Annotated in this window: 8 protein-coding genes and 2 pseudogenes; 5 read left to right on the forward strand and 5 right to left on the reverse strand. The window is 61.5% G+C overall.

The annotated features are described in order from the left end of the window. The first annotated feature begins 180 nt into the window (after positions 1 to 180). From BVER_RS24370 to BVER_RS24380, 3 genes and pseudogenes are all read left to right on the forward strand, one after another. The gene (locus tag BVER_RS24370; RefSeq protein WP_083452342.1) at positions 181 to 795 is read left to right on the forward strand and encodes a DUF1214 domain-containing protein; all 615 of its coding nucleotides are present in this window, start codon (positions 181 to 183) and stop codon (positions 793 to 795) included. Positions 796 to 936: 141 nt separating this feature from the next. Continuing rightward, positions 937 to 4,600: pseudogene (locus BVER_RS24375) on the forward strand (DUF748 domain-containing protein). 151 nt (positions 4,601 to 4,751) lie between these two features. Next, positions 4,752 to 5,504, forward strand: coding sequence for a restriction endonuclease (locus BVER_RS24380; RefSeq protein ID WP_232316743.1), 753 nt, complete (start codon positions 4,752 to 4,754; stop codon positions 5,502 to 5,504). Here the strand turns inward: BVER_RS24380 and BVER_RS34500 are convergent. Continuing rightward, positions 5,484 to 5,690, reverse strand: coding sequence for a hypothetical protein (locus tag BVER_RS34500; protein WP_232316744.1), 207 nt, complete (start codon positions 5,688 to 5,690; stop codon positions 5,484 to 5,486). The genes BVER_RS24380 and BVER_RS34500 overlap by 21 nt on opposite strands. After that, positions 5,687 to 7,303, reverse strand: a complete 1,617-nt coding sequence (locus BVER_RS24385) for a DHA2 family efflux MFS transporter permease subunit (RefSeq protein ID WP_050455470.1) — start codon at positions 7,301 to 7,303, stop codon at positions 5,687 to 5,689. Before BVER_RS24385 ends, BVER_RS34500 begins: the two co-directional genes overlap by 4 nt. A gap of 209 nt (positions 7,304 to 7,512) precedes the next feature. Between BVER_RS24385 and BVER_RS24390 the strand changes: the two genes are divergently transcribed. After that, positions 7,513 to 7,800, forward strand: coding sequence for an AbrB/MazE/SpoVT family DNA-binding domain-containing protein (locus tag BVER_RS24390; protein WP_050455471.1), 288 nt, complete (start codon positions 7,513 to 7,515; stop codon positions 7,798 to 7,800). Beyond that, positions 7,797 to 8,135 (forward strand): type II toxin-antitoxin system PemK/MazF family toxin, encoded by a 339-nt coding sequence (locus BVER_RS24395; protein ID WP_050455472.1) that lies wholly within the window; start codon positions 7,797 to 7,799, stop codon positions 8,133 to 8,135. The genes BVER_RS24390 and BVER_RS24395 overlap by 4 nt, the downstream gene beginning before the upstream one ends. A gap of 48 nt (positions 8,136 to 8,183) precedes the next feature. On the opposite strand, the gene BVER_RS24400 is transcribed toward BVER_RS24395, so the two are convergent. From BVER_RS24400 to BVER_RS32855, 3 genes and pseudogenes are all read right to left on the reverse strand, one after another. Beyond that, the gene (locus BVER_RS24400) at positions 8,184 to 8,966 is read right to left on the reverse strand and encodes an ABC transporter substrate-binding protein (RefSeq protein ID WP_050455473.1); all 783 of its coding nucleotides are present in this window, start codon (positions 8,964 to 8,966) and stop codon (positions 8,184 to 8,186) included. 22 nt (positions 8,967 to 8,988) lie between these two features. Further along, a complete protein-coding gene (locus BVER_RS24405; protein WP_050455474.1) occupies positions 8,989 to 10,143 on the reverse strand; it encodes a methionine aminotransferase in 1,155 nt (384 codons plus the stop codon). A 97-nt stretch (positions 10,144 to 10,240) separates the two neighbouring features. Further along, positions 10,241 to 10,365, reverse strand: a pseudogene (locus tag BVER_RS32855) (IS5/IS1182 family transposase); the annotation flags it as partial.

Raw genomic sequence — 10,365 nt, forward strand, 5'->3', positions numbered from 1 at the left:
GGTGTTCCTGCAGCAGTCCCGACAGCTTCGGTTCCAGACGCGCCGCGCCGCCATCGGGCAGGCCGAGCCGCGCGACCTGTACCTGCCGCAGACGCAGCCGTTGCAAGGCTTCCCGCGTTTCTTGCGCGTCTGGCCCGTTCGCTCGACGACAATCCGCCCGCCAGCGCCGACAGCCACGCGATGGATCGTCTGGCCGATCTCGGCGTGAAGCCCGGCGAGCCGGTGCAATTCAAGAAGACCGATGGTCCGCTGCTCGACGCCGGCCTCGCAGATGGCCGCGAGCGGCTCGTCACCGTGCCGTCGAACGCCATCACGCGAAACGGATGGACCTGGTTCGGCGACGACGTTGGCGTTTACGGCACCGATTACATGCTGCGCGCGTATCTGGCGCGTCGCATGCAGGCCACCGGCACGAAGGAAGGCGAAGTGCGGCCGGTCGCGCGCGTCGACAGCGAAGGGCACACGCTCAACGGCGCGAATCACTATGTGATGCATTTCGCGCCGAATCAGTTGCCGCCGGTACGCGGCTTCTGGTCGCTCACGGCGTACACAAAAGACGGCGCGCTGAGCGGCGGCAAACGCGTGCGCATTTCGCTCAACGACCACGACCGTCTGAAGAAGAATCGCGACGGTTCGGTCGATCTCTACGTGTCCGCCGATTCGCCCGGCCGCGCGCATGCGGCGAACTGGCTGCCCGCGCCCGACGGCGACTTTCAACTGACGATGCGCCTCTACGCGCCCAAGCCCGAAGCGACCGACGGCTCGTGGACGCCGCCGTCCGTCATGCGTCAGTAATTCATCGCCCGATGCGCATTTGACGAACGTTTGCGCCCCGGCGCGTTCTATACTCGCTCCATCACCTTCATGAGATAAGCGACGTGACGCGGCGCGCGTGCGACTGTGCGATGTCCGCCGGAACGTCGCCGCGCGCATCGAATGTCAAGCGTCACCAAATCTTCACTCGCCAATGCCGGGCAAACCTTGCGCGGCGTGGTCCATGCGCGGCGCACGCGGCGCATTGTCATCGGGCTGATCATTGCGATTCTCGTGATCGGCGCGCTCGGTTTCTTCGTCGCGCCGCCGATCATCCGGCATGTCGCGGAACAGCAGTTGACGAAGCTGCTCGACCGGCCGGTGAGCATCCGGCGCATCGGCCTCAATCCCTATATGCTCGATTTCGATGCCGAAGGCGTGCATATCGGCGAATCGCAGGCGAATCTCGCGAAAGCGCCGGACAGTTCGAACGATTTCGCCGATGTGTCGCGGCTCGTCGTGCGCACATCGTGGGCGTCGCTGTTCAAGCTCGCGCCGGTCGTCAACGAACTGAAGGTCGATTCGCCGCGCATCAATGTCGTGCGATACGACGCCGAGCATTTCAATTTCTCCGATCTGATCGAGAAGTTTTCCAAGCCGTCGCCGGAACCGTCGAAGTCGCCGGCGAAGTTCTCCGTGTCGAATATCCGCATCGAGAACGGCAATGTCACGTTCGACGATCGTCTGCTGAAAGCGAAGCATGTGGTCGATCGCTTCGCGCTGCATATTCCGTTCATCGCGACGCTGCCGTCCGCTACCGAGATTTTCGTGACGCCGCTGTTACAGGCGCGCATCGACGGGTCGCCGTTGCTGGTGAAAGGGCGCACCAAGCCGTTTTCGCAGTCGCGCGAATCGGATGTCGCGCTTTCGCTCGACGATCTCGACGTGCCGCAACTCGCCGCTTACGCGCCCGCGTCGGTGCCGGTCGCGATCAAAAGCGGCAAGCTCTCGACCGATCTGAACGTGCGCTTTTCGATCGCGGGCGATACCCCGACCATTCGCATCGACGGTCAGGCGGATCTCGCCGATCTCGACGTCACCGATCGCGCGAACGCGCCGCTCGTCAAGGCGGGCAAGCTGCATGTGAAGATCGCCGATGCCGAGCCGCTGCGCAGCGTCTACAATCTCGACGACATCACGCTGACGAATCCCGACGTGCAGTTGTCGCGCGATGCATCGGGCGTGCTGAACGTGCAGAAGCTGGCGTCGTCCAAGCCCGCGGCCGAACCCGTGCCGAAGGAAGAAAAAGAAGCGACGCCGCTCGATTTGTCGATCAAACACGTGGGCATCGACGGCGGTCATATCGGCATCGACGATCAGCTGATGAAACAGCGCGTGCAGCTCGCGCTGAGCAATCTCGCCGTCACGCTCGACGATTTCTCGACGCTCGCCAAAACGCCCGCGCGCTATACGCTCAAAACCGCGCTCGATCACGGCGGCTCGCTCGATGCATCGGGCAACGTGACGCTCGCCTCCAAAACCGCCGACGTCAAACTCGCCGTCGATGCGCTCGCGCTGCCGCCCTTGCAGCCTTACTTGGCGAACGCATTCGCCGGGCGCGTGACGAGCGGCACGCTGGGCGCGAATCTGCCGATTTCGGTCGACTGGTCGAAGCCGGACGCCGCCGTGCAGGTCGCTTCGGGTGACGTCAAACTCGACGCGTTAACGCTCACGCCGAACGCGGCCAACGGCGCGCCGATCAAGCTCGCTTCGGCCGTCGCGAAGATCGACAAAGTGGATGTCGCCGCACGCAACGCGCAACTCGCGAGCGTGCAGTTGTCGGGCCTGTCGCTCGATGCAACGCGACGCAAGGACGGCAGCATCGATCTGGCATCGCTCGCCGGTCCCCACGATGCCGCGCCCGAATCCAGCGCGACGCACAAGGTCCAGAAGGCGCAGGAAGCGGGGCCGGCGTGGCATTACCGCATCGGCCAGATCGCGTTGAACGATGCCAGCGCCAACCTCACCGACGAAACGCCCGCGAAGCCGGTTAAGCTGCGCGTCGCGCCGCTGTCCGTGAGGGTGAAGCAGTTCAGCGACGATCTCTCCAAGCCGCTCGACGTCGACGGCAAGCTCACGCTCAACGGCAAAGGCGCGGTGGCGATCGGCGGCAATGTGACGGTCAATCCGCTCAAGTTCGCGCTGCACGTGAAGAGCGATCAACTCGATGCCTCCGCGTTCGAGCCGTATTTCGGCGACAAACTCAATGTCGAGATCGCCAGCGCGAACCTGAACGCGAACGGCGACATGACGCTCGCGGGCAGCGGCAAATCGCTCGCCGCGACCTACAAGGGCGACGTGTCGTTGTCGGATGTGCGGACCATCGACAAGCTGACCAACGATCGCTTCGCGGGCTGGAAGCTGCTCGGCCTGACCAACGTCAAGGTGAACTACAGCGAGCGCGGCACCGACATCGACGCGGCGAAAGTCACCTTCTCGAATTTCTACGGACGCGTGTTGCTCGATGCGCAAGGCCGTCTGAATCTGAAGGGCGTGGTTGCGGGCGACAACGGCACGACGCAACCGGTGACGAAGGACAAGACTGCGCCTGCGCCCGCGCCTGTCGCGAAGACAGCGGAAAAGACCGGTCCGCCGGTGAACGCGCGCTTCGGCGAACTGGTGCTCCAGAACGGCCGCGTCACCTACACGGACAACTTCATCAAGCCGAACTACACGGCGAATCTGGTGGCGATCAACGGGACCATCGGCGCATTCGGCACGCAGTCGAAAACGCCCGCGCCCGTCGATGTCTCCGCCAAGCTCGCCGCCAACGGGCCGGTTGCGATCAAGGGACAAGTGAACCCGCTGATCGACAAGCCCGCGCTCGATCTGACCGCGACCGCGCACGATATCGAGCTCGCTAATCTCACGCCGTATTCGTCAAAGTACGCGGGTTATCCGATCACCAAGGGCAAGCTCAACGTCGATCTGCATTACATGCTCGCCGACGAAAAGCTCAGCGCGAACAACCATCTGTTTATCGATCAGTTGACCTTCGGCGATCATGTCGACAACACGACCGCGACCAAGCTGCCGGTGCGCCTCGCCATTTCGCTGCTGAAGAACTCGCGCGGCGAGATCGACGTCAACATTCCGATTTCCGGTTCGCTGGACAACCCGGAGTTTTCGATCGGCGGACTGATCTGGCAGGCGTTTCTGAATCTCGTGCAGAAGGCGGTGACCGCGCCGTTCACGCTGCTCGCGCATGCTTTCGGTGGCGGCAGCGGCGAGGATCTCAACTACATCGAGTTCGATCCGGGCTCGGCCAATCTGAACGATGCCGCGCAGAAAGAAGCTCGAAACCATCGCGAAGGCGCTCGCGGACAAGCAGTCGATTCGCGTCGATGTGACGGGCCGCGTCGATCCGAAAGTCGACGAACCGGCGCTGAAGAACGCGTGGGTGGACAACCAGGTCAAGCGCGCGAAAGTGCGCGACATGTCGGGCAACGGCGAAAACGTGGACTGGAACGCGATCAAGGTATCGGACGCGGACTACGACAAATACTTGACCAAGGTCTACAAGAGCGCGGACTTCAAGAAGCCGACGAATTTCATCGGCATGACCAAGACGCTGCCGGATCAGGACATGAAGTCGGGGTTGGTCGACAACGCGCCCGTCGATGAAGGCACGCTACGCGATCTCGCGCAGCGTCGCGCTCAGGCGGTGCAGGAATACTTCGACGGCAAGATCGACAGCAAGCGGATCTTTACCGTCGCGCCCAGGCTCAATGCGGATGGCATAAAGGACAAGGGCGCGTCGACGCGGGTGGAGTTGGGGTTGAAGTAGCGGTCCAACTTTCAGCTTTGGCCGAGCCGTTCGTCAGGTTGGGTTTGACCAATATTCTTAGTTTCTCTTCGTTTGCTTCGTTTCTCGTCAGTCAATTGCAATAATCACATGCGCCACGACGCCGTCGTGCGCTCTTGATGATGAAATTGCAATGGCTGAAGTAACCAGACAAAGAACAGGCGAACTGCTAAGGAAGCTGTTCGAAATTTTGAAATCGCATCCGGAGGGAATGCCTGCCGGAAAGGCTTTGGAAGCCTTGGCAAACAGCGTGGCACTCACCGCATACGAAGCGGGATTCTACGAGTCCAGTGGGCAGAGACGTTTCGAGAAAATCGTGCGCTTTGCTACCGTAGCTTGTGTAAAAGGTGGCTGGATCGTTAAACACAAGGGCGTTTGGGCTGTCACGGATGTAGGTTTATCCGCATATCAGAAATTCAACGACCCTGCGGTCTTTCATCGCGAAGCAGGACGTCTCTATGGTCAATGGAAAGCGTCGCAATTGCGTGATGCGGCCGGTCTTGCAACCGTCTCCGCCAAGCTCAGCGAGCAAGCCGATCTTTCCTTCGATGTCGATGCAGAAACCGCGAGCGTTACTTATGAACAAGCCGAAGAACAGGCTTGGGGCGAGATCGAGCAGCATCTTCGCAAGATGCCGCCTTACGATTTTCAGGATCTGGTTGCGGACCTGCTTCGGGCAATGGGCTACCACGTCGGCTGGATTTCGCCGCCGGGCAAGGACGGCGGCGTTGATATCATCGCGAACACGGACCCGCTGGGCACGCGCGCTCCTCGAATCAAAGTGCAAGTCAAGCGTGTCGGACATCGCGTGGATAAGGACGGCCTGAAGTCGTTTATTGCGATCATCAACGACGATGACGTAGGCCTATTTGTTTCGCTCGGTTGATTCACTCGCGATGCCGAAACGTTTGATCGCGATCAGGAGCGCCGCAAAATCACTCTGATCGACTCCGAGCGATTGATCGAGCTTTGGATCGAGTTTTACGGCAAGCTCGATGACAAAGCCCGCACCCGCATGCCGCTGACGCCAATCTACTTCCTGACGCCGCAGAGTTGACGCAAGCTTCGTCATGGCGAGCGGGTCGTTGGATTAATCGCCCCCGACGCCGCGCCGCCACCGCCGCCCTTCGCCACCTTCGTGATCCAGATCAGCGGAATGATCAGAATGAAGATCACCGCTGAAATCAGGAAGATGTCGTTCAGGCCCATCATCGCGGCTTGCGAGTTGACGGTGAAGTTGAACATGCCGCGCGCCTGCGCCGTGTTGATATCGAGCGTCGACTGCGACATGTTGAGCGACTGCAGGAACGTCGGGTTGTAGATGTTCGCCTGCTCGGTCAGCCGCTCGTGATGCAGCGCGATGCGGTCATCCCACGCATTGCCCGCCAGCGACGTGCCGACCGCGCCGCAAAACACGCGCGCGAAATTCGACAGGCCCGCCGCCGCCGGAATCTTCGACGGCGGCAAACCCGACAGCACGATCGCCGTCAGCGGCACGAAGAACATCGCCATCGGAATGCCTTGCAAAAGCGTCGGCAGCACGAGATGCCAGGTGTCGATCTCGATCACGTACTTCGAGCGCAGCCAGAACACGAACGCGAAGCCGACGAACGCCATCGTCGCGATGATGCGCGCGTCGCTGCGCGGCAGCACCTTGCCCATGACCGGCGCGAGCATCACCGCGAAAATGCCGAGCGGCGCGGTGACCAGACCGGCATCGACGGAACGGTAGTTGAGGTATTGCTGCATCCATTGCGGTAGCAGCACGAGATTGCCGAAGAACACGCCGTACGCGACCGAAATCGCCACCGTGCCGCCGAAGAAATTGCGCCCCGCGAACAGCCGCAAATCGACGACCGGATTTTCCTCCGTCAATTCCCACACGACGAAAAACGCGAACGCGATGATCGCGACGACCGCCAGCACGACGATCACCGGCGACGAGAACCAGTCGAGGTCGCGGCCCTTGTCGAGCATGATCTGCAGCGACGCGACCCATGACACGAGCAGGAACAGCCCGACGACATCGATGGGCGCCTGCCGCGTCTTCGATTCACGCTCGCGATAGATGATCCACGTCACGCCCGCCGCGAACAGGCCGACCGGAATATTGATGTAGAAGATCCACGACCACGAATAGCTGTCGGTGATCCATCCGCCGAGCGCGGGACCGGCGATCGGGCCGACGGTCGCGGTCATCGCCCAGAGCGAGAGCGCCATCGACGCCTTTTCTTTCGGATACGAGCCGAGCAGGATTGCCTGCGACAGCGGAATCAGCGGCCCGGCGACCGCGCCCTGCAACACGCGCGCGATCAGCAGCACCGGCAGATTGGGCGCGAGGCCGCACAGCCATGAGGACAGCACGAACATCAGAATCGCGCCGACGAACAGGCGCACCTGCCCGAGCCGCTGCGTGAGCCAGCCGGTCAGCGGAATCGACACGGCATTCGATGCCGCGAACACCGTGATCACCCACGTGCCCTCGTTGACGGACACGCCGAGATTGCCGGAGATGGTCGGAATCGCGACGTTGGCGATCGACGAATCCAGCACGTTCATGAAGGTCGCGAGCGCCACCGCGAAAGTCGCGAGCACGAGTTTGCCGCCTTCGAGCGGCGGAGGCGGGGCGGGTGCGGCGGCGGGTGTCGGTGCTGCGGGTGCGCTAGGCGTCGTCGGTGTGCTCATGCGGCTCCTGGGCGTCGCGCCGGAGCACACGCGCGCCACGGCCGGTTTCGGTCAAGCCGCCAGTTTGCCTTGGAGAGAAAAAAGTTGCAAAACCAAACGGTATAGGGTCTCCTCCAGCGCGCTCCTAAAAATGTATCTACACGTTGACACTCGATAGGGCGGCGGATAGGCTGAAAGTATCGATACGTTTCTACGATTCCGGAGCCATCATGCCCAAACAAATCCTAAAACGTTGGGGCAATAGCCTTGCCGTGCGCATTCCTGCCAATATGGCTGCTGAGATTTCCGTTGAGGAGGATCAGGAAGTGCATGTGGAAGTAGAGGATGGCCGCATTGTTGTGCGGCCGCACAAAGCGATTCGACGTTTTTCCCGTGAACGTCTGATTCAGCAATATCGGGAAGGCAAACTCGTCCCGCACGACGAGATCGACTTCGGCGATCCCATGGGCACGGAATGGGGCGGTCCGGAAGATCCATCGCGCGAGGGCATCGAATGAAGAACGGAATTCCGGATGCCGGCGATATCGTGCGATTGCACATCGGGCCGTCGAAGGGTAACGAGCAGGACGGATATCGCGCCGTGCTGGTCATATCCGATCTCATGATGAACGAGATCACACGGCGTTTTACCGGCTTGCCGATCACGTCGACCATTCGCGGATGGGAGACCGAGGTGCCGATCGCCAGCCTGAAGCGCCCGGGTGTTGCGATGGTCGATCAGATCAGGACGTGGAGTCTCGTTGCGCGTGGGATCGACTTCAAAGGCGAGACGGTCACCGAGGACGAACTCGACGCCGCCAAATTCGCGATTCGCTCGTTCCTGCAACTTTGAGCGTCGAGCGCGCGGCGTCAAAGGTCGCGCGCTCATCGCAACGCCCCCTCATTTCGCCGAAATATCAATATCCCCCAGATACTTCTTCGCGTACTTGTCGATCGTCCCGTCCGCCTTGACCTTGGCGATCGCCGCATCGAGTTTCGCCTTCAACGCGCCGTCGCCCTTGCGCACGCCGTACGCGATGCCGCTGCCGAGAATCTTGTCGTCCCGCACCGGCGCGCCGACGAACGCGAATCCCGCGCCGTCAGGCTTCGACAAAAAGCCGTTCTGGCCGGCGGGCGCGAGCACGAGCGTGGCGTCGAGGCGGCCGGATTTCAGGTCCGTATAAACCTGATTCTGGTCCTGATACGGCACAACCTTCACGCCCTCGTTCTCCCAATGCGCCTTGGCGAAGGTCTCCTGAATCGAACCTTGCAGCACGCCGACACTCTTGCCTTTGAGCGATGCCGACGTCGGTTCCAGGCCGCTGCCGGTCTTGGCAATCAGTTGCGTCGGCACGCGATACACGACGGTCGTGAAATCGATCGCCTGGCGACGCTGGTCGGTCGCGTTCATCGCGGAGTTGATCGCGTCGAACTTGCGGCCTTGCAGCGCGGGAATCAAACTGTCGAACGAGGTCTCGACCCATTTGCACTGCATCTTCGCGGCGGCGCACACCGCGTTGCCGACGTCGATATCCAGTCCCTGCAATTCGCCCGTCGACGACTTCGATTCGAACGGCGGATATTGCGCTTCCAGCCCGAAGCGCAACGTATCGGCGGCGAGCGCGACGCCGCTCGACATGGCGCCGGCGAGCAGAAACGCGGTGGCGAGGCGATGCATGTTCATCGTGATGGTCTCCTGAAATGGCTTAAATCGAACGAAGACGGCGCGCGCCTTCGATGAGCGTGTCGTCGTCCTTCGCGAACGAAAGGCGAATCACGCGGTTGTCGGTGCCGTCGGTATAGAACGCCGACAGCGGAATCGTCGCGACGCGCGCCTCGCGGATCAGGCGCAGCACGAAGTCGCTGTCGGTTTCGTCGGAGATCGCATCGTAGCGCGCCAGCATGAAAAAGCTGCCCGCGCTCGGCATCAGCGTGAAGCGCGAACCGGTGAGTTCCCGCGCCAGCAGATCGCGCTTGTGCTGATAAAACGGCCCGAGATTCAGATAACTCGATGCATCGGCGAGCGCGTCGGCGAAGGCCATCTGCATCGGCGTATCGGCGGAAAAGGTCATGAACTGGTGGATCTTGCGAATCTCGGCCGTCAGCGCGGCGGGCGCGAGACAGTAGCCGACGCGCCAGCCCGTCACGTGATACGACTTGCCGAACGACGACACGATCACGCTGCGCTCGGCCAGCGCCGGGTAACGCGCCATGCCTTGATGCGGCGCGCCGTCGAACACGACATGCTCGTACACCTCGTCCGACAGCACGATGATCTTCGTGTCGCGCGTCAATGCCGTCAGCCGCTCGATGTCGTGTGCGGTGAACGCGCTGCCGGTCGGATTGTGCGGAGAGTTGACGAGAATCATGCGCGTGCGCGGCGTGATGGCGGCCGCGACCTCGTCCCAGTCGATATGAAAATTTTCCGCCGACAGCTTGATCGCAATCGGCGTCGCCCCCTGCAACTGTACGATCGGCGCGTAACTGTCGAACGACGGCTCGAAATAGATGACTTCGTCGCCCGGATGCACGAGCGCGCTGATGGTCGCGTAAAGCCCTTCGCTTGCGCTCGCGACGACCGTCACTTCCGTGCCCGGATCATACTGCGCGCCATAGAGCGCGTGCGTCTTCTGAGCGATGGCTTCGCGCAGCGCGAGGACGCCGGACATCGGCGAATACTGGTTATGTCCTGCCCGCATGGCTCGCTCGACGCCTTCGATCAGCCGCGGATCGCAGGCGAAGTTCGGCGCGCCCTGCGAGAGATTGAGCGCGTGATGCTCGTCGGCGAGCTGGCCGATCACGGTGAAAATGGTCGTGCCGACACTGGGCAGCTTCGATTCGGGAATGCAGGCGCTTTGCACGGTGTCTCCGGTATTGCGATATCGCTGGAAAAAAGTCGCGGTGCGATCCTCGATTCAACCGCATCGAAATCGCGCGGACAATCGAAACCTTGTCATACTAGGTCCTGTTTACATTTAAGAGCGGCCCGAAGGCAGACACGATGGAGACAAAGGTGAGGTAGCTGTGGGCGAGTTTGTCATATCGAGTGGCGACGCGACGAAAATGCTTGATACGCTTAAAGA

Source organism: Candidatus Burkholderia verschuerenii (genome assembly GCF_001189365.1).
In the GTDB taxonomy this organism is placed as follows: Bacteria; Pseudomonadota; Gammaproteobacteria; order Burkholderiales; family Burkholderiaceae; genus Caballeronia; species Caballeronia verschuerenii.

What these genes read in the sequence shown, in the direction of transcription:
- BVER_RS24370 (WP_083452342.1), top strand. Translation starts at nt 181, where the DNA reads ATGGATCGTCTGGCCGATCTCGGCGTGAAGCCCGGCGAGCCGGTGCAA.
- BVER_RS24380 (WP_232316743.1), top strand. Translation starts at nt 4,752, where the DNA reads ATGGCTGAAGTAACCAGACAAAGAACAGGCGAACTGCTAAGGAAGCTG.
- BVER_RS34500 (WP_232316744.1), bottom strand. Translation starts at nt 5,690, where the DNA reads ATGACGAAGCTTGCGTCAACTCTGCGGCGTCAGGAAGTAGATTGGCGT.
- BVER_RS24385 (WP_050455470.1), bottom strand. Translation starts at nt 7,303, where the DNA reads ATGAGCACACCGACGACGCCTAGCGCACCCGCAGCACCGACACCCGCC.
- BVER_RS24390 (WP_050455471.1), top strand. Translation starts at nt 7,513, where the DNA reads ATGCCCAAACAAATCCTAAAACGTTGGGGCAATAGCCTTGCCGTGCGC.
- BVER_RS24395 (WP_050455472.1), top strand. Translation starts at nt 7,797, where the DNA reads ATGAAGAACGGAATTCCGGATGCCGGCGATATCGTGCGATTGCACATC.
- BVER_RS24400 (WP_050455473.1), bottom strand. Translation starts at nt 8,966, where the DNA reads ATGAACATGCATCGCCTCGCCACCGCGTTTCTGCTCGCCGGCGCCATG.